We start from the raw sequence: 20,702 nt of genomic DNA on the forward strand, positions 1-20,702 counted from the left end.
CCCAATGACTCTAATAAATTATGAGCCATTGGGATAAATCAAAAGAGTGGATAAGAAATATTTAAAAATCGATACCTATTGTAAAATAATGAATCGGATCTCCCTGGAATCCATCTCTGCCATACGGCCATCCAATATCGTATCTGACCGGAAGTCCCAAAAGAATGGTTCGGAGACCAAATCCGGCGCCAATAAGAATATCTCCGTCAACAAAGGTTGTTTCCAGGTCACCGTCCTGAGGTTCGCCTTCGCGTAACAACCCGGTTTGTGGGTTGATGTATTCGGTACGCTTGTTCCCGATTCGCCAGTCGAGTTCAGAGGGGTTTTCATAGTAAACGATTGGATTTCCTCTCTCATCGCTATATCTGAAATACGGTACATCGAATCCCCACGCAGCACCAGCATCCACAAAAGCAACGCCGGTTAAGTTATATAGTGGCAGCAAGGGAATGGGACCCGGAAGTACGGCTGCAAAAAGCGGGAACCGAAATTCTGCATTCACCATGGTAAATCTATCACCGAAGATTGTGTTAAATTCGTGCCCCCGAAGCGGTGTTGCCGGGAGAGTGAAAAAAGTATCGGCGAGCCTGTCGAACGGAATTTCCGCATCCGACCATTTTTGGTTGATCCATCCAAGCATACCTCCCATAAAGAATGTTTGGGAGTCGCGGCCAAATGAAGCTGACCCCGAACCTCTCAGGGCAAAAGAATATCTCGACCCCAAATTGAAATACTTGCGAAAATCACCGAGTACTGTTGCAAATTGAGGAATCTCACTTCCCAATGGAGGGCTGCCCGATAACCGAACGGAGTACCGTGTTCCCCCGGCAGGTGTTATGAATCCCGGTATGGTGTAATCACCCGTGAATGTAACCTGTGGGTAGAGGAACCATGTGTCTTCATTTCGTGTATTTTGACCTCCAAAACCTGAGACAGTGCTGAAATCCCTGGCAATACCAATGGCTGATACGCCGTAATCAAACCGCTGGTATCGGTTCAATGGATATTGAAAATCAATAGATCCGCCATAGGTTCGGAATCTCAGAAGCTCACCAAAAAAGGTTTGATAATTCCTGGATTGGTGGAAATATGATAATAGGAAATTGGTCCTGTTCTTGAAGTATCCGTATTGAAAACTGTAATCACTGTTTCGGAGGTCAAACACCAAGTTCGAACCAAATGAGATTCGATGGTCGCCAAACAGATCACTTAGCGAAATGTAAGCGAACGCAGATGTTCCATAATACGTACTCACTTGAGCTGCCGAGTAACTGAATATTGGTGAGAATTCAAGCTTATACTCTTTGGGCTGAAATAATCCGTCTGCAGTTAAATTATTTTCAGGTTCAAAATTACTTGGGTCATCTCGAAGTTCGAGAGTTGAATCTCGAACTACGGATTCACCAAATTGATAATTTCTGAAATCGATTCTGTCTGATTGTTCCTCACTATCGGCTGTATCGGGTTCACTGGGTTCAATATATCGATTTTGACCGGATGTGGATGCATCAGCCAGGAATCGCGATGAGATAGCATTTCCCTGCGGCCGTGATTCAATCATCTCCTGCACATATTGTATAGCAGGAACACGATCTCCGGGGCGTTCTTCGGCTCGTTCTCTTGCCCAGGTATTTGGCTCTAATGGCGCATCCCTTCGTTGTGCAAGGGGGGAGCGCATCATAAAAATGTCGGGGTAGCCTTCGTTCAGGGCATTAAATGCAAGCCGGGTTCCATCAGCTGAAACCGACATCTGCATAAGTCCGGTTTGCAGATCAGTCAGTGGATAAACAGAGCGGCTTTGCAGATCATATTCGTAAATATTTGGGATTCCATTCTGATCGGAAACAAAAAGCAGTTCTCCGTTTTGGGTTAACTTTGGATTTGTTTCATCCCAATGAGTATTCGTTAATCGATTTATACGCTGCTCTTCAACATTTATTGAGTAAAGATCATGCTGAAAGAACGAATCATCTTTCATGCCGGAAAAGCCAGCGAGATAAGTGTTCGGTTGGATATGTTCGCCACGATTTGAAACAAAATAAATTGTTTCTGAATCAGGGCCCCACGCCGCTTCAACATCCGTAAAGATATCGTTTGTTAGATTTACAAAATCCTGGGTTTCAAGATTGTACACAAAGATATCCTGATAGGGACCAATGTTGCCGTCGAATGCAATTTTATTTCCATCGGGTGACCATGCTACGGAATTGATGGCATCTACTTTTGGAAATCGAATTGTTTGTGTATCCAGAGTTTCGTAATCAACAATAGCCAGGTTGTAAGATCCCTGAGATTTACTTGAGAGAGCGATTCTTGATCCATTTGGAGACCAGGATAGGTTTGGATTCAGGATATTTAACTCCTCAAACATTGGATTGTCTGCACCGCTTACAATTGTTTTCAATCTTTCACCGCTGTTTGCATCAACCACGACTACGTCAAATACACCCCGCCGATTGGTAATCATCGCAATTCGATCGCCACGAGGGGAGATAGATGGACTGGTATTGTAAGAACCGGACCGAGCCCTGTTTGTAATTTGTGTTGCAACACTGTTCAGTGACTGGCGATTGGCAACTTCCGGAAAGTACCTCTGCCGATAATATTCTTGCCATCGCTCCGAAATCTCCTCAACATTCAAACCCAAAGACTGAATAAGAGATTGCTGGATATTTCGAGTGGTTTTAATTCTCTGAAGTATCTCCGTGATTTTCGGTCGTCCATATTGATCAGCGATATAGTACCAAAATGATTGTCCACCGCGATAGGCATAGAAACCTCTGAGCTGACTAATAGGTGGAAGGTAATCATTCAACACCGCATCGCGCACATACATGTCTGTTTGTGTATCCCATTTTAACGCCAGGAATTCAGCAAGGCCTTCATCAAACCAGTTAGGAAAAACAAGCTGAATATTATTGTTGATGAGCGATTGAGCAGATCCGCCATAATAGATGTCATTCACGTAGGCGTGTAACAACTCGTGATGGATCGTTCGCCGGAAATCAGCATAATCAGCCATGAAGGGCTGTGTCATCCGGTTTTGATATAGGTCTGTCACACCGCCAATTCCTTGAGCGTCAACAGGAAGTGCAACTACATTTGTCTGGGAAAAATCGCTGTGAGAATCGTAGATAATGACCGGAATACGGGAAGTTATCTGATCTCCAAAATCTTCATTTAGCTGTTTCAGGCTCGATTCAACTGCTTCTGCCGTAAACTGGGCGAGGTGGTAATTCTTGGAGTTATAGTAGTACACATCGAAGTGGTCGGTCTCAATAAACCTCCAGTCGAATTTCTCGTATTGAACCCGGTTTTTCCCAAAATTGAAAAACTGGGCATAAAGATTTTCAACCGCTGATCCTGCAAGCAGAAAAGCGATCAGAGAGGTAAGTAAAATTTTATACGTTACGCGCATGTTTATAAAATTGTAGTTAAAAATCAGCGATCACCAGATCAATTTGCCTTTTGTCAAGGTCGGTTCGTGTTACCTTTGCATTTATGCTATCACCGAGCCGGAATTTTTTGCCTTTCGACCTTCCCACAAGGCAATGCAAGTTAGGATTATAGATGTAATAGTCATCCTTCAAATCACTAACGCGAATCATACCTTCGCAGTATATATCGTCTAGCAGAACATAGATACCGTTTTCGGTTACCCCGCTGATTGTACCCCGGTAGGTTTCTCCAAGGCGCTCAGACAGATATTCAACCTGTTTCAGTTTTACTGAATCTCGTTCTGCTTCAACGGCATAACGTTCTCTTTCGCTGCAATGTTCACCTGCATGTTCTAATTGAGTAAATGTATACTCTTTTGAACCGGCATTGTACCTTTTAAGGAGCCTGTGAACAATTACATCTGGATAACGGCGGATTGGACTTGTAAAGTGTGCATAGTTTGAAAATCCAAGCCCAAAGTGGCCAATATTTTTCGGAGAGTACTCTGCTTTGGACATTGCACGGAGCATCAAACCGTTAATAATCTTTTCAATTGACGTATCTTCAACTTGCTTCAGCAACTCGTTGATATTTTTGGATGAGATTGATCCGTCTACCTCAAAATTTATACCCAGTGGCTTTGCTGTTTCGCGAATATTATGGAGTTTCTCCAGGTCGGGTTTGTCGTGAACACGATAAAGAAAGGGGTGGTCATTCTTAGCCGTTCTTCCGCCTTTTTTCCGTAGTGAATCCACATGTTTGGCTACTGTTTTATTCGCCATTAACATGCACTCTTCAATCAGTTTGTGCGCGAACAACCGCTCTTTTACGATAACATCTATGGGTTTACCATTATCATCGAGCACAAACTTTGGTTCCGGAGTTTCAAAAGCGATGGATCCTTGTTGAAATCGTTTTTCGAGCAAGGTATTGGCCAGGGCCTGCAGGGTTTTTAACTGAGTTTCAAGCGGATGCGATTTTTTACCGTCCAGGATCTCCTGCACCTCATCGTACACAAAGCGTTCGTTCGAGTGAATGACCGTTTCTTCAATGGAATAATCTACCAGTTTCCCATTGGGAGCAATTTCCATAAAGCAGCTGTATGCCAGTTTATCCTCACGAGGGCGTAGGCTGCACATGTTATTGCTGAGACGTTCCGGAAGCATAGGAATAACCCGATCCACCAAATAAACGCTGGTTCCGCGATTGAAAGCTTCATCATCCAAAACGGTATTTCGCGGCATATAATGAGTAACGTCGGCAATGTGTACTCCCAGGTAGTAATTCCCATTATTGAGAACTTCGATACTCAATCCGTCGTCAAAATCCTGGGCATCAGCCGGATCAATTGTCAATACAACTTCATTTCGCATATCCCGGCGGCGCTCAATTTCCTGTTCGGGAATTTCATCGGGAATATTACCTGCAAACTCCTCGACTTCGGGAGGGAAGGCTGCTTGGAACTGCTTTTCGGCCAAAATAGATAATACATTGGCTTCGTTTGAACCGCTCTTTCCAAGAACCTGTACAATACTGGCTTGAGGGTATCCGCGTTCATCATCCCATTGTATCAGTGTACAAGAAACTTTGTCTCCGGGTTTTGCCTCATGCAGATGGTCACCTTCAACGAAAAAATCAACACGGCTGGAATGAGAGTCTGTCTTTATGATATAGGTGTTTTTGGCAACCTCTTCAAGTGTTCCTACAAAGAGTGTGTTTGCCCGTTTTTCAATACTCTCGATCTTTCCGAGAGGTTTATTACTCTTCCTGTGATACCCCAACAGTTTTACAGTAACAATATCACCGTCGAGAGCGGTACTCATATTTTTTTGGGCAATTTTGATATCCTGGTCGCGACCCTCTACAATCACGTAGCCATCACCATGACTGGTTACATCCAGCTTTCCTTTCACTATATTTTTATCGCCCGCAGTCGTTTCATTGAGTCGTACCAGGTTTCCTTTCGATACCCTGATATGACCAAGCTGTTTTAATCGATTTACTGCACTTTTGATTTTCCTTGTGCCCTTCTTTTTTGACAGGCCAAGCGCTTCGATTAGCAATGGCACCGGGATAGATGCATCCGGGTAGGATTGTAGGATCTCAATTATTTTCTTTTCAAGTGAACTTAAATTGTTATCAGACATTAATTAACTATGGTTTAAAAATTCGGTCATCAATCAGTTGCTTTCTGCAATTGTTGATTCTTGATCATCATCTTCAGTTTTTTCTTTAATTCCAAATAATGACCGAAATGCATTAGAAATTCTTGTTTTTAATTCTTGCCAGGTATTGTATTGCACTTGGGCTTCTACGCCCACGCCGTTCATCTCCTGGGCTTGTTGTTCCAAACTGCTTTCATAATTCAGAGTTGGATCTCGCCTGTGAAAGGCAGTCAGAGAGAATGTTTGATTGATGCGATAAGTTGCTCCGATATCGCCAATATCACTCTGTTCACCGGTAATTTGACCTTCACGGCGCAAAACAATCCTGTCATCAAAAAATCTGAGCGCAACTCCTAAATCAACTTCATTGAAGGAGTTGAGGTTTACGTCAATATCAAATGTGATGTCACTTCTCAACAAAGAGTTAATCTGATTTGAAAGTAACGGATTTATCAATTGACTCGTCAAGAGTGGATTTACAACTACCGCCGTGCCTGAGAGACTTTCCGTGAGACCGAGTCCCTGTGTTTGTGAAGGAGGCAGAAAGTTTCCGCTCAATAAAATACTGGTAGCCTGGATTAACTTCTCATCTTCATTTTGATTCAGATTGCTGATCTGTGTAGCAATTCTGGGATCAACATTAGTTTGAATACCTGTGGGCACCCTGAAAAAGAATTCATTTTCCACAGAAGTCATTGTCCCGGTAATTTCAAGTACCAATTCTATCGGTATTCGTTGAGCCGGCCCATCAGGAGTTGCCTCATTTGTTAGCAGTAATGTCCTGATGTTCGGCCGTGCCCGATAGGTGGCTGTTACATTCAGATCTGCATCTGTTAAATCTCCCGACCAAACGATGGAACCTCCCGGTTCAAGAGAAAACCTTCGGGTGAAAATATCTCCACTTACAAACTGGTAACTACCACCCGTGATGTTAAACCGGCCGAACATGCTTACATCCTGGTCAGCCAAAAGAATACGAATCTGACCTGTTCCATCAGCGCTAATTGCATCATTCGTTACGCGATCAAATATCAGGTCAATATTAATAGGATTATTTGCCTGGAACTGAAGATCCATCGTAAATCGATCCATAAATGAGAACTCCTCATCAACTTCTCCATTTCCATTTTCACCATTTGCATTTGCCAGGGGCCCCTGCCAATAGGGCAAATCAAATGATTCTACAAACCTGATAAACCGTTGATCTTGTTCATACTCTGTAGTGGGTTCAAGTGGAACTGAAATGCTTGAATTCGAAGAAACAATGAGCGGACGTGTAGTACTCAGCACCGGTGCAAAATTAGTTCCAGTAATTTGAGCCTGGCCGGTTCCGAAAATACTACCATAAAACGGAATATCAGGATCATAAGGATTGTTCATGAATTGAAGTTCATCCATATCCAGCGTCAGATCAATATCTGTGGTTTCAGAAAAATTATTCAAATCTACCTGCCCGCTGAGTGTGCCATTGCCATTGAATTGGTCTTCTACCCGGATATCCTGGAAAAGTAATCCGTCTGATTTGTTGAACCGGATATCGCCATTCAGGGTATACTCCACATTAGTAAATGCGGGTACACCGTACACATCTGAGGTGTTGAATGTTGCATCAAAGTCAAAATCGTTAGCTGTTCCAAAAATGACTCCGCTACCGGTTGCACTTCCTTCCATCTCTGTAATGATATTAGGTACGATTGCGGTTACAATCCACATATCTATCTGGCGGAAATCTGCATCGAAATTAAAGAGTTCTTCATCCTCAGCTGTATTCTCGTTGGGCAGTTTAAAATACCCGTTTAGCCGAATATCCTGACCAATTCCTTCATTCCTGTTGTAATATCGCTGATATTTGTCAGGGTTGGTGTAAATTCGGACATTTGTATCGAATCGTTCCTCTTCGCTATTAAATGCACTGCTAATATTTACATCTCCAATAATTCTTCCCTGCATTCTGCCTTCTTCAACACTCAAATTTCCTTGAACGGAGGGGATTTGTGTGAGTGTACGGGTTTGGAAATTTCCATTCAATAATCCTGAAAAAGAAACTCGCCCCCCGATCAGGTCAGAAATTCGGCTCAGGTCAAGGTTCTGAATTTCGTAATTGACGGAATCCTCAAAATTACCGCTATAGGTGCCGTCAACAGCAATGTAATCCGCATCGCTAATCAGAACGAGACTATCTATCACAAAACTTTCACTGCTGGTATATGCCAATTGCGGATTATTTTGAGCTGTCCATCGATAATCAGATGTACCGATTTCGAACTCCCCGATAGAAACCTGTACGGAATCGGGTTGTAAACGTCCTGTGAATGATGATTCGAGAACAAGCTCGTCCTCAAGGCGGGCAAAATTTTGCTGAACTCGGAAAGAGTCATCCCTCATGGTAAAGTCTATGGAGCCCTCCCTGAGATTGAAATTTCTAAAACCGGCTTCAGCACTGTTGATTTGAAGATCGATCGTGCTGGATGATTTCAAGTCTGCGTCATGGCGTAAGCTGGCGGTAAATGTGGTGTTAAAATCATTGGCACGGAGTTGTTCCGTGTGGAAATCCTGGTCAGCAAAATTTCCGGTAATAAGTAATCTGTCCCGTGACGAACTGACTGTAGCATTGAAACGTGCCTGGCTTTCAACCTCGGGAAAATCCGGGTAGTATTTTCTGAAAAGTGACAGGTCTTTCACATTCATCTGTACGGATACATCAACGGAACTGCTGTCCGATTCATTAAACTCCGGTAATAGTAGCTCCCCAAAGTAACCCGGATTAAACAGGAATTCTTCAGAGATTCGCTCTTTCAGATATACATTCCAATATTGAATGTGATTTCGAATGAGGCTGTGATCGAGCGTACCCTGCATCTCGCCATCAAAAAATGATGAGGTAAATCGAAACGTGCGGGTTCCGTCGGGGTTTGGGTTGATGTCTGCATAAAACTGATGAGGTCGCAGAGTGTCAGCATTAATAGTAGATTGTTCCATCTCAAAACTTACACGGCCCACCAGGTCATCCAGGTTTGAGGCTTCAATATCTGCGGAAAAAGTACTGTTGAAACTGGTGGAGTCGGAATGAAATTCAGGATAGAATTTTTCGATATCCAGGTTTTGTACCGTACCGTCGCCGGTAAAAATGTGCTGAGCTTCATTTCGCCTGTAAGAACCATCTGCTGATACAAAAAACTCGCCGTCTCCGCCATTGATGTCGTAATCGAGGTGGCCGGTATCATAATCGAAGTCGGCTACAAAAGAGGTCAAATCTACTCCCATAAGTGTGCTGTTGCTCAAATCGACCGAGCTTGCAAATTGTGCATTGGTTCCGGTTCCCGTACCATCAAGATTTACATTTCCCTGGATGATGGTACTCTGAGTTGTATCGTTCATGAATGGAGTGATATCAAGTGAATCGACCTCAAACAGAAGATTGTAATCCAGCGGTCGATTAAGTGAAAGGGAGCCATCCAGTGCAAACGAACCAGCTTGGGTTTGAGCTTCAAAATCACTCGTCAATTTTTCCCGGGTTCCATCCAGCTCCCCGCGAATAGTACTAAGTTGATACCGTTGCAAGTTATACTCATTCTCGAAATAGGTTTCTGAAATCCAATCGAACATCGAGGGTTGAATGACCACATTATCCAATTGAGCGTGGTAGGAGAAATTATTTGTGAACAGATTTTGAGCATTTGCAGTAATTAAAACAGAAGATTCCCCTAGATTGGCCTGAAGCCGATCCAGAAAATATTCCTCTTGAGAACCTTCAGACTCTAAAATGATATCAAGATTATTCTCAAATGGAGGATAATTTTCAACGAAAAGCTGAACAAATTCAGTTTCAAAAGAACTTTCTGTTACGGAAAATCGGTATGAAGCATCTTTAAATTGACGGCTTAAACTATCCTCAAAAAGAGTCACCGGCGAGGCTTCAAAACTGAAATCTGCCTCACCGATATCTGTACTTATTCGAAACCGATTTAGCTCAAAAAATTCATCATCATTGTAAAACTGCCCGCTCATTTGGAAGAATTCGTACGGCGTTCCGGGAATTTCGGCGATAAAATTTGGCAGGTCGAAATAGATCTGCGAATCGGTAACCTCCAGGAAGAGGTCAAGGCTTACATTTTCTACATTCAAAGGGGCCTGAACATGTAGTTGACTCGGCAGGTTGATCGATTCATCCACTTCAGCTCGTCCGTTCACTACTGAAATCGAAGGTGCAAAGATGTTAATTCGCTGCAGCAATCGAATTTCGCCACCTTCAATGAAATTTGTTTCCTCTTGTGTTTGAGTTCTGCGTTGACTGAGTGCGTGAAAGAACGTGATTCTGTCATCTCTTTCTGTGAGATAAATGGTGGGTTGAGTCACTTCAAATGTGGTGATCGACAAGTTTTGCTGTAAGATCTCCCACAGGTTCACCTGAACTTCAGCTCTTTCGAATGAAAAAACAGGATTTATTGAATCGGAGGGAGCATAAACACGACCGTCATTAACACTTGCTGAAAAAGGGAGAAATCCACCGATTCTTCCGAGTTCAAGGTTTCCCTGAAATTGATCATTAAAGGCTATGATTACCTCATCTTTCATATAATCCTGACTGGCGGGTAACTGCAGTAAACCCAAAAGCACCGGCACTGAGATTAGCAAAACGGCAAAGAGCGCAAACACCGTTCGCCAAAAGAAAATCCAGATTTTATGTATATATCTAAGTAGCAATCTCGGTCAGGGTCGTTGAAATTTTATGATAATTCGTTTGAAGCTGCATCCCATGCCTGGTTTATGAGTGTTTTATCTTTTACGGTTTTTACTTCCGGTTCTTGCCAATTATTAAGCAGAACAAATTTTATATGTTCATCAGTTCTTTTCTTGTCCGCTTTCATATACTCATTGAGTTGATTGTATGATAACTCCTCTTTTGATATTCTGAAGTTATACAAGGAACGATATGCAGACAGTTTAGTTGTTTGAAGATCTGCCCCCGTTAAATTCGATAATTCCTGGGCGGCAAGCATCCCGAGGTACACCGCTTCACCGTGGCTTATGGTATCAAAATCACAGGCTTTTTCCAGTGCGTGAGCGAATGTGTGGCCATAATTCAAAAAGGCGCGGATGCCTCCCTCAAACTCGTCTTCTTCTACAATATCGGCTTTAATCTTAATACACTTCGCAATTAGGTGAATCAGTTTCTTTTTATTCATGGACTGGAGGTCGGGTTCCATGAAAATTTCCGCTTCAGAAAAGATCGCTTCATCCCGGATGGCCGCATATTTAAGAATTTCGCTTAGACCATTGATCCACTCAGTTTTTGGCAAAGATTCCAGGAACCGGGTATCGGCAATAACTCGGTCCGGTTGATAAAATGACCCGATCAGGTTTTTACCGGTGGCATGATTCACGCCTGTTTTGCCGCCAATAGAGCTGTCTACCATTGCCAAAACAGTTGTGGGCACATGAATCAGCGGAATTCCCCGCAATGCCGTGGCAGCTGTAAATCCGCCGAGGTCTCCGGTAACGCCGCCCCCAATGACTACAAGAGGCACATTTCTGCGGATCCCTGCATTCAACAAAAAATCGAGAGTCTTGCTCCAAAAACGAACTGACTTGCTGCTTTCTCCCTCTGGTACCTGGAGAAAGTGAACATTTGTTACGAGTTCAGATAAAATAGGCTGAATGGTTTTCCAGTGATGACGGAAAACATTTTCATCAATCAATACAAAGAGTTTATCGGCCTGTTTCTGACTAAGATAATTAGCAAGTTCTTCTTCAAATATATTTTCGCCAACGGCAGCTTTGTAACTTCCGGAGGATGCGTTAATGGTAATCTCGGCCTTCATAGATAGTCAGTTTTTTCACAATTTCGGTTGTAATCTCATCGACTGATTTGTTCTCCGTTTGAACGGAAAAGTGTGCCTGCTCATAATACTGCATTCGTTCATCAAACAGGGAATTGATCCTCTCAGTCAGTTCATCGGCAGTCTCAAGCATCGGCCTTCCTGTCGGATCACTTAATCGTTCGAAAATATCAGCCCGGGATGTATCAATAAAAATAAGCCATCCATAAATTTTCAGGTGGTCTACAATCTGTTGGTTTTGGAGTGATCCGCCACCGAGTGCCAGGATACCTTCGATCTCTCCGGCCAGTTTTATGAGCTGATTTCTCTCGATTGCCCGAAATCCTTTTTCCTGTTTTTGTTCAAATATTTCGGGTATGCTCATGCCTTCAGATTTCTCAATCACAGAATCCAGGTCTGCAAATGCTACCCCAATTTTATCGGCAAGCTTTTCTCCAATTGTGGATTTACCGGATCCCATCATACCACACAAAAAAACAGGATGCGAAAGTTTGGGTTTGTTCATGAGGGCATTTTTTGAGGTTTCACCATTTCAACTTCTTCACGGTTTACGCGAACTGTTCCGGTGGGAGCCCCTTTCGGTTTAACTACGTATTTTCGTTTTGTAATCATCACAGGAGCCAGTCCGGATCCCCGTGCTTTTGAGTTCCATGCTGCAACTGAAGCCGCTTTCAAAAGCGTTTTCTTTGGGGGCATCTCTTTGTGGTTGTCCATTCGAATCACAACATGAGAACCGCTCACTCCGCGGGCGTGCATCCAAACATCTTCTTTATGCGCATCGGTGGTTAATTGGTCGTTGCTCTTTGCGTTTTTCCCCACCCAAACGGTGTATCCGTCGATTTCAAGAATACGATAGGGAGGAGCTTTCTTTTCAGTTTCAGCTTTCAACACGCCTGCTTCAAGAAGTGCATCTTCATTCTCTTTATACCAATCACGGAATTCGTAAATCTTATCAATGTCATTCAGTGATTTTTGAAGCACTTTCAATTTTTTCAATTTCTTTTTGATTTCCCCGAGCCTGCGTTTCGACTCCTCCACATTCCGCTTCGATTTATTAGCTTTCTCATAATAATACTGAGCATTTTCAGCGAGCGACAATTTTGGTTTAAGCTGTATTTTTACGTTTTCGTCGGGATTGTAAAGATCGGGAAATGTAACCGATTCATTAAATTCATTTTTTTCGTGGGCATGCGCCATCAAAATATGCCCATATTTTTCATATTTATCGGCTCTTTTTAAGCCTTTATCAGCATGCTTCAATTGGTCAAGGGTAGACTCATACTTATTGATGATTCGGTCTATTTTCGGTTTGATCGACTGTCTTCTGGATTCAAGACGGCGCTCATTCGAGGTTTTGTAGTAGGCATGCCGTATCGCATCATTAACATTATCATATACTTTTAGATTGGAATACGGCAGCAGATCTTGGGGGACCAGGCACAAGTTTCCGTTCTCAAGGACTCGAAATTCCGGACGGTTGAGCATTGAATCGATCAACTTGTCTATAACCTCTTTGATCTCGGGAATCGATTTTTCGTTCAAATCAAACTCATCAATAATCAACGGAATCAGGTGGCGCGGAAACTTTTTATCCAGCTTTGTGATGACCCTCTTTACAGAATCGTCAGGATTGGGGGTTTGTGGCTTTGATCCCTTTCGAGGTTCAGGAGGTGTTTTGCCTTCAAAATCATCTGGAGATTTGAATGATTCGATAATAATATTGTCTCTGACTAAAAAAACGTTGGGCGAATTTCCAAAAATCTGGAACATTAGCGAGTAGTCTTCATCAAAGCAGAATGTGATGAAACGATCGTTCTCCGCCATGGAAACTTCCCGGACAGATTTATCGGATAGAACTCCAAAAAAAGGAGTAGTATTTGTTTTCTTTGGTGGTCGGTCGGAATCAACAAAGAGGGCCGTTTCCTCCGGGTTAGTTGAAAACTTTAATCGAAAACGAGAACCATTCCCGGAGAGGTAACAATCCCAAACATCTTTATGCGGTGAGGTACTAAACTGAAAGGTTTGACCTTTACATTTGTTTTTTAGTACCTCCGTTAAATATATTAAAGCATAGAAGTTATTCATTGGGATGAGAAATAAAGAAAACCATTTTCAAATTAAATTCGAACATGCAGTATCCAATTTTTCAGTCGGTTGTTAATAAAATTAGCAGTTCATTAAACAAGAGAAATATAAACGTTGTTAAGTTTAAAACGTGGGAAGAATCAAACATAAATGCAGCAGGCCTCGAAATTTTAATTGATCTTAATGATTCAACAGATCACCTTACTCATTTGTCGATCAATTTTGATTGGGACAGGTTTCGAGAAGCTGCTCTTGCCAATAAATTAGAAGGTACTGATGATCACCCCATGTTAAAATCAAAGCGCTTGATTGAAGCCAATGTTGCTCCCTCCATAGACATTGAATTGGTATGGCATTTTGATGTTGAAAGCTGTCAGCCAAAAACCGGAACGGAAGATGATAATTTTAGGATTCAAATGGCCAGTGAGTGGATGGACCGGGCCAGTAAGAAAGTAAATGAACTTTTAATTTCTGATGACATCATTACGCGCTGGCACATAGAGATTGACGGCGATGAGTATGGAAAATATCTTACAGCCATCAACCTGCTCTCCTATTTCCAATTCTCAATTGGAGAATTAAACAGCCTTAATCAAGTACATGAATATATTGGGAGAAAACTAACTCATCTTCTTTATAAGGCAAATAGAATTATCAAAATTGCTGATAATTCTGTGGTTGTCCAGGCAGCTTAATTGGATTCATAATTCACAATTCGAGGGTGCGCTAAACTATTTTTGTGCCAGTGACGTTGCATTCCGCGTAGATTACCTCTTGAAACCTGAATGTCGATCCATAAAAAAAGGGCACAATTTCTTGTGCCCTCAAATACTTTCAACCTGAAATTACTTTTTCTTTTTATGCCTGTTTTTTCTCAGACGTTTTTTACGTTTGTGTTTCGCGATTTTAGATCGTTTTCTTTTCTTTCCGCTTGGCATAAAATCACCCGCCTTTGTTTAATTTAGCTTATAATTTCGTCTGTCATGTTGAGTCCTAATCTCAAACAGAGTTACAAAATACAAAATGTTTTTAAGAAATCTATAGCTATTCTCCACGCCAGGGAGGAGTAAAAGATCTTATTTGTTGGGGCTCAATGGATCATAAATAGTTTCTTTGAAAATAAAATTAGAAAGAATCCTGCTAAAGGGCTTAAAATTTCGTTATTTTCAATGCTCAATTTTATTCGAATAAAAACATGCCAGATTTAATAAAAGTAGCAAAGTTTGGCGGCACCAGCATGGCAGACCTTACAGCCATGAGGCGGTGTGCGTCAATCGTATCGTCAGATCCAGACAAGAAAATCATCGTGGTTAGTGCCACCGCTGGGACTACCAACCATCTGACTGAATTGACCGTTGAACAATCAGTCGAAGAACGCAAGCAGATTTTTATTGCCATTCGGAAAAAACATCTTTCGATTTGTAAAGACTTGGGAAACCCCGCCTTGCTAATTGATAAGGTGGAAAATCTGTTGGATGCCCTCGAAGCCATAACTTTGCGAAAACAGATTATGACTCCAATGCTTCGCGATGAAATTTTATCATTTGGCGAACGGCTTTCCTCAACAATATTTACGGAGGTGTTAAAGCAGGAATCCGGTGATGAGGTTGAATGGCTTGATGCCCGCAGAGTGATCAAAACAGACGATGATTTTGGAAATGCCGAGCCCGATATTCCCGCAATATCCGAGGCAGCATCAAAAAATCTTCAACCACTCTTGGCTCAATCAAGAATTGTAACTCAGGGATTCATCGCATCAGAACCAAATGGACATACAACCACACTTGGCCGAGGGGGTAGTGATTATTCAGCTGCACTTTTTGCCGAAGCCGTTGATGCAGATGTACTGGAGATCTGGACAGATGTAACCGCAATCTATACAACGGATCCAAGAATAGTATCAGATGCGCGACCCATTACAGAAATCAGTTTTGATGAAGCGGCTGAGCTTTCTGTTTTTGGGGCTAAAGTTTTGCACCCGGCAACGATGGTTCCTGCCATCCGAAAGAATATTCGTGTTTATGTGGGTTCCAGTATTCACCCGGAAAAACCGGGAACCTGGATTGTGAGAGACACAAAGGATAAACCAATCTTGCGCGCTATTAGCCTCCGGCGCAATCAGACTCTCGTGAAAGTTCACAGTCTTGATATGCTTCACCGATATGGTTTTCTTGCAAAATTGTTCCAGGTTCTGGCTGAGCACAAAATCAGTGTTGACCTTGTAACCACGAGCGAGGTAAGTGTAGCACTAACTCTTGATACGGATGTAAACAAACCGGATAACTCGATGCTGGACTCAGAAGTTCTAAAGGAACTACAAAAGTTTAGTGAAGTAGAAATTGTGAAGAACCTGTCGCTGATCGCTTTGGTTGGAAATAATCTGGATGCAACGGCCGGGTTAAGTGGCCCGGTTTTTGGATCTCTTCAGGAAACTAACATTCATTTGATATGCCACGGTGCCAGTTCTCATAATCTCTGCTTTTTAGTTGCAGAAGATGAAGCAGAAGACGTTGTCCGTGTATTGCACAAACGATTTATAAAATCATGACCAAATCAAACCAACAAAGAAAATTTGCTGTAATTGGAACGGGTAAAACAGGTGGAACTGTGGCAGAATTGCTCGGAGAAGCAGCTATTCCTTTTGACGAGTATAATAAACCCACCCCTGAAAAATTAGCAGAGGCGGATTCTGCCATCATTTTCGTTCCGGGAACGGCTGCTGAAGAGATCATTGAAATTTTACTCCAAACTGATTTACCGGCAGTTTGGGGAACTACCGGTTATCAATGGCCGGAGGAGTTACCTGATCAGGTAAAAGAGATCGGAACCCGGTGGGTGATCGGATCTAATTTTAGTTTGGGAATGAACCTAGTTCGAAAATCTCTAAATATTTTGGGGAAAGGATCAGAATTTTTAGATGAACCGAAATTTCATATTCACGAAGTCCACCACGAACACAAACAGGATGCCCCCAGCGGTACGGCATTATCCTGGAATGATTGGCTCGGGAAAGAGGCGTCGATCTCTTCCGACCGTCAGGGAGATGTAAAAGGTATTCATGAACTGCATCTGAAAACAAAGGGCGAATCAATCTTTTTGAAACATGAAGCTCACGACCGATCAATTTTTGCTGAAGGGGCAATTTGGACGGCGAACTATATTTTGGATCACCCGGAAATTGAACCGGGTGTTTATCCATTTTCAGAACTTTTTGATCGTGCATTTAAAGAATTGTTATGACTGATATTCAACTTTGGACAGCACTTATCACTCCCATGAAAGAAGATGGGAGCATCCATTTTAAAAACCTGGATGAGATTATTTCTCGACAGGAAGAGGCCGGAAACGGGATTCTCGTGCTCGGAAGTACGGGAGAAGGTTTGGCCTTAGCGCATAATGAAAAAAAAGAGATTGTTGACTTTATTTCGGACCGGGGTAACTCGGTACCCATTATGGTGGGAGTTGGTGGATTTAACCTCAAGACGCAAACCGACTGGATCTCGTACTGCAATGAGAAGAATATTGAATCCTTTTTGTTGGTGAATCCACTTTATTCCAAGCCGGGCTTAAAAGGACAGTTCGAATGGTTCAAGTCCCTGATGGATGTATCAGACAAACCATGTATGATTTATAATATTCCATCAAGAACCGGTGTAAAACTATTTCCGGAAGTTCTGCAACAGCTTAAACATCACGGTAATCTTTGGGCAGTGAAGGAAGCCAGCGGAAGTATCAGTGAGTTCCAGGAGTTCAGGAAAGCTGTTCCATCCATCCCCCTTTTTAGCGGAGATGACGGTCTTATGCCATTTTTTGCAACAGCAGGTGGAAGCGGACTTGTATCGGTTGCATCGAATATTTGGCCGAAAGAAACGAAGCTTTATGTTGAGAAAAGTTTGAAAGGCGATACGGCCTCACTTTTTCCAATTTGGACCGATGCGGTGAAAGCACTCTTTTCGGCATCAAACCCAATTCCTTTAAAAGTATTGATGAAGGAGAAAGGATTGATTGAGAGATCCGTTCTTCGATCTCCGTTGACTAATGAGGAGCTTTCATCAACGGATCATTTGCGTGCTTCGGATGAGGCAATTATTAACTGGTACCAACTGAATAAATGATAGATTTTAAAAAAGAGGCAACTTGTCAAAGTCCGTTAGGTATTGACAGAGTTGCTTAGCAAACTCTGGCGGGAACCGAAAATTCGCCGGTACTCTGCCAGGTCTTTTACAGTATTAACAAATAAATTTTAACCAAGAAACACCCTATGAGCTGGGAAAAAATTTTAGATCAACTTGAAGAAGGAACTATTCGTGCGGCCAATCCCGATGGGGATGGATGGAAGGCGAATGTAGACGTTAAGGAAGCAATTCTCGAGGCCTTTAAAGCAGGCAAAAATGTAAACTACGGTGGTATCTACGAAGGATTTGTTGATAAAGAAAACCTCCCCCCGCGAATGTTTGATACAGGTGATGGTGTACGACTTGTTCCCGGCGGATCGTCCGTACGAAGAGGGGCATATGTGGCTGAGGGTGTTATAATCATGCCGCCAGCTTACGTTAATATCGGTGCATATGTTGATGCAGGGGCCATGATCGACAGTCACGCTCTTGTGGGTTCTTGTGCTCAGATTGGGAAGAATGTTCATCTGTCAGCCGGTGTGCAGATTGGTGGAGTGCTTGAACCGGTAGGACTCAGCCCGGTTGTTATTGAAGATGACTGTTTTGTTGGAGCCGGATCTGTGATTGTTGAAGGAATTTTAGTGAAAAAACGAGCCGTCATTGCACCGGGTGTAACACTTTCGAAGTCAGTACCCGTTTACGACGCAGTAAACGAACAGGTTCTCGGAAAAGGAGCCGCAATTCCCGAAGGAGCGGTGGTTGTACCGGGCACCCGGCCGATTAATACTGATTGGGGAATCGAGACCAAATTGTCTGTTTCTTGTCCTATCATAATAAAGTACAGAGATAAGGGTAGCGATGCCTCTTTAGTGCTTGAAGATGCCCTTCGATAAAAAAATTCTGTAAGGGATTGCAAAATTTCAGTTCTTACTAATAGAACGATAACAAAAATCAAACCCAACTTATTATGAGTTCATTAAACAAAGCAATGATAATCGGCAGGCTTGGAGCTGACCCTGAAGTACGATACACACAGTCAAATACAGCTGTTGCAACGTTAAGTGTTGCAACAACCGAACGATATAAGGACCGAAATGGTGAACAGCAGGAAAGCACTGAATGGCATAGAATTGTGGCATGGGGGCGTCTTGCGGAAATCTGCCAGGAATATCTCAAAAAAGGCTCATTAGCCTATTTCGAAGGGCCGATTCAAACACGTCAGTGGGAAGATAAAGATGGTCAGAAGAAGTATACAACTGAGATTAAAGCATTGAATATGCAGATGCTCGACAGCAGGAGTGATTCAATGGGAGGCGGAGCTCCTTCAAAACCGAATAACAGTTCAGCAACCGCTGAAATAGATGATTCATTCGATGATATGGATGACGATCTCCCATTTTAAAAGAGAAGTTTTGTACATTTAAAGGTGGCGGTGGCTTTCATCGTCACCTTTTTTTATTCATATTTACAACAGGTTTGTAAAAGTCCCGTCATAGTGAATGAAGCAATTCCGGTTACGGCCGGGAGAGGAGAATGTGGCAATGAACCGGTTTTAGGTGTTCGTCACACTATCCAGAATGTGCGGGATGATAACAATTTCGATGAAGTGGCTTTACAGATCTATCATAAACAAGTAATTCTCTACAAATCAACAAATTTTATTTGGAATCTTTAGACGAACCTCCGAGTCGTAGTTTCAGGGTTTTCCTGGTGTTTACCGCTCTTTTCTTAACAGCAGCTGAAACAGTTGGGACTCTACAGTTTGGAGAAATCGCTGTAGAGGTGGGGGTTATGATCCTTGGTCTATTTTTGAGTGCATTATACTCAGGGTCAGAAGTAGCTTTCTTTTCGTTGGTCAACAAGTTGGAGGATCTTCATCTTACAGGGGCGCATTCCAAGACGGATAACCGAATTCTCACCATGCTGAACAAGCCGCGAAGGTTGTTGGCAACGATCCTGATAGGTAATACATTTGCGAATATTGTAAGTTCTGTTCTGGCTGCCGTTTTAGCTGGTAAAATCGCCATAGTATTCGAGCTGTCCACGTTTGTGATTTATACGATCCAGATCTTTGTACTTACTTTCATGATTTTGATTCTGAGTGAAATCACTCCTAAAGTGATTGCCATTAATAATCCTTTAAGGGTTTCGCGTAACATGAGTGGTTTTGTTTATTTTAACTTTATTTTGTTTACGCCTATCTCTAAACTGATTGCAAACAGCACGTTAAGTCTCGAAAAAAATCTTCCAAAACCTGACAACCGGATGACGGCTCAGGATCTTAAAACAATGGCGGAGATGGGAGAGAAAGAGGGCTCCATAAAAGGCGAGGAGCGGGAAATTATTGAGAATGTCATTGAATTTGGGAACACCACAGTTAGAGAAATTATGACTTCCCGGGTCAATATTGTGGCTGTTAACGTAGATTCCACTTTGCCGGAAGTAATTTCTCTCATCCAGGATAAAGGACTCTCCAGGATGCCTCTTTATGAGAATGATCTTGATACTATCCTGGGCGTCATCTACTCGAAGGATGTATTGCCATACATCAATACCAATTTGGAAAAAAGTGGCATCAACTGGAAAACCATCGCACGAAAGGCTTTGTTTATCCCGGCTACAAAAAAACTGGATGATCTGCTGCGCGATTTCCAGCACGAAAAAACACACATTGCCATCGTGGTAGATGAATATGGCGGAACCGAGGGAATTGTAACCCTTGATGATATTTTAGAAGAAATAGTCGGAAATCTGAGCGATGAATATGATGATGAAGAGGAGAAGCTCTATACAAAATTCAAAAACGGAATTTATATTTTTGATGCCAAGATAGACCTTGACGACCTGGATGAGATACTTGGAACTTCTATCTCTGCTGCTGATGATGAGTTTGAAACACTCGGAGGGCTCGTATATCACCTAACCGAGCGAATTCCAAATGTTGGTGAGCGCATGACCTATAAAGACTTAGAGCTTACCGTTCATTCCGTAAAAAACAACCGAGTGCGAAAATTGAGAGTCATGCCCCCTGCATCCGTTAAAAATCAAAAGAGTTAAAG

The 20,702-nt window shown here is 42.5% G+C and carries 14 protein-coding genes; 8 read left to right on the forward strand and 6 right to left on the reverse strand.

Annotation, left to right across the window (positions count from 1 at the left end; all coding sequences use genetic code 11):
- Nucleotides 1–61: 61 nt before the first annotated feature.
- From L6773_RS10460 to L6773_RS10485, 6 genes are all read right to left on the reverse strand, one after another.
- Nucleotides 62–3,418, reverse strand: a complete 3,357-nt coding sequence (locus tag L6773_RS10460; RefSeq protein ID WP_237854172.1) for a peptidase MA family metallohydrolase — start codon at nucleotides 3,416–3,418, stop codon at nucleotides 62–64.
- Nucleotides 3,419–3,434: 16 nt separating this feature from the next.
- Nucleotides 3,435–5,585: a ribonuclease R gene (gene rnr / locus L6773_RS10465; protein WP_237854180.1), complete on the reverse strand. Its 2,151-nt coding sequence runs from the start codon at nucleotides 5,583–5,585 to the stop codon at nucleotides 3,435–3,437.
- A gap of 33 nt (nucleotides 5,586–5,618) precedes the next feature.
- Nucleotides 5,619–10,178, reverse strand: coding sequence for a translocation/assembly module TamB domain-containing protein (locus tag L6773_RS10470; protein ID WP_237854182.1), 4,560 nt, complete (start codon nucleotides 10,176–10,178; stop codon nucleotides 5,619–5,621).
- A gap of 152 nt (nucleotides 10,179–10,330) precedes the next feature.
- On the reverse strand, nucleotides 10,331–11,425 hold the full coding sequence (gene aroB / locus L6773_RS10475) for a 3-dehydroquinate synthase (protein WP_237854184.1): 1,095 nt from the start codon (nucleotides 11,423–11,425) through the stop codon (nucleotides 10,331–10,333).
- Nucleotides 11,403–11,948 carry a shikimate kinase gene (locus tag L6773_RS10480; protein ID WP_237854192.1) on the reverse strand — a complete coding sequence of 182 codons (546 nt, stop codon included), beginning with the start codon at nucleotides 11,946–11,948 and terminating at the stop codon, nucleotides 11,403–11,405. The genes aroB and L6773_RS10480 overlap by 23 nt, the downstream gene beginning before the upstream one ends.
- Entirely contained in the window at nucleotides 11,945–13,528 is a 1,584-nt protein-coding gene (locus L6773_RS10485) for an NFACT RNA binding domain-containing protein (RefSeq protein ID WP_237854194.1), read from the reverse strand. The genes L6773_RS10480 and L6773_RS10485 overlap by 4 nt, the downstream gene beginning before the upstream one ends.
- Nucleotides 13,529–13,572: 44 nt before the next feature.
- On the opposite strand from L6773_RS10485, the gene L6773_RS10490 reads away from it, so the two are divergent.
- The 8 genes from L6773_RS10490 (at nucleotide 13,573) to L6773_RS10530 (ending at nucleotide 20,700) form a co-directional block, all read left to right on the forward strand.
- Nucleotides 13,573–14,223, forward strand: a complete 651-nt coding sequence (locus tag L6773_RS10490) for a hypothetical protein (protein WP_237854195.1) — start codon at nucleotides 13,573–13,575, stop codon at nucleotides 14,221–14,223.
- Nucleotides 14,224–14,723: 500 nt separating this feature from the next.
- Nucleotides 14,724–16,076, forward strand: a complete 1,353-nt coding sequence (gene lysC / locus L6773_RS10500; protein WP_237854197.1) for a lysine-sensitive aspartokinase 3 — start codon at nucleotides 14,724–14,726, stop codon at nucleotides 16,074–16,076.
- Nucleotides 16,073–16,768 (forward strand): dihydrodipicolinate reductase C-terminal domain-containing protein, encoded by a 696-nt coding sequence (locus L6773_RS10505; protein ID WP_237854199.1) that lies wholly within the window; start codon nucleotides 16,073–16,075, stop codon nucleotides 16,766–16,768. Before lysC ends, L6773_RS10505 begins: the two co-directional genes overlap by 4 nt.
- Entirely contained in the window at nucleotides 16,765–17,643 is an 879-nt protein-coding gene (gene dapA / locus L6773_RS10510; protein WP_237854201.1) for a 4-hydroxy-tetrahydrodipicolinate synthase, read from the forward strand. Before L6773_RS10505 ends, dapA begins: the two co-directional genes overlap by 4 nt.
- Nucleotides 17,644–17,789: 146 nt before the next feature.
- On the forward strand, nucleotides 17,790–18,536 hold the full coding sequence (locus L6773_RS10515; RefSeq protein WP_237854203.1) for a 2,3,4,5-tetrahydropyridine-2,6-dicarboxylate N-succinyltransferase: 747 nt from the start codon (nucleotides 17,790–17,792) through the stop codon (nucleotides 18,534–18,536).
- Nucleotides 18,537–18,610: 74 nt separating this feature from the next.
- Entirely contained in the window at nucleotides 18,611–19,045 is a 435-nt protein-coding gene (locus L6773_RS10520) for a single-stranded DNA-binding protein (RefSeq protein WP_237854205.1), read from the forward strand.
- A gap of 93 nt (nucleotides 19,046–19,138) precedes the next feature.
- Nucleotides 19,139–19,318, forward strand: a complete 180-nt coding sequence (locus L6773_RS10525) for a hypothetical protein (RefSeq protein ID WP_237854207.1) — start codon at nucleotides 19,139–19,141, stop codon at nucleotides 19,316–19,318.
- Nucleotides 19,306–20,700, forward strand: coding sequence for a hemolysin family protein (locus L6773_RS10530; RefSeq protein ID WP_237854216.1), 1,395 nt, complete (start codon nucleotides 19,306–19,308; stop codon nucleotides 20,698–20,700). Before L6773_RS10525 ends, L6773_RS10530 begins: the two co-directional genes overlap by 13 nt.
- Nucleotides 20,701–20,702 lie beyond the last annotated feature (2 nt).

Origin of the sequence: Rhodohalobacter sulfatireducens, from assembly GCF_022012475.1 — a bacterium.
Taxonomy (GTDB): Bacteria; Bacteroidota; Rhodothermia; order Balneolales; family Balneolaceae; genus Rhodohalobacter; species Rhodohalobacter sulfatireducens.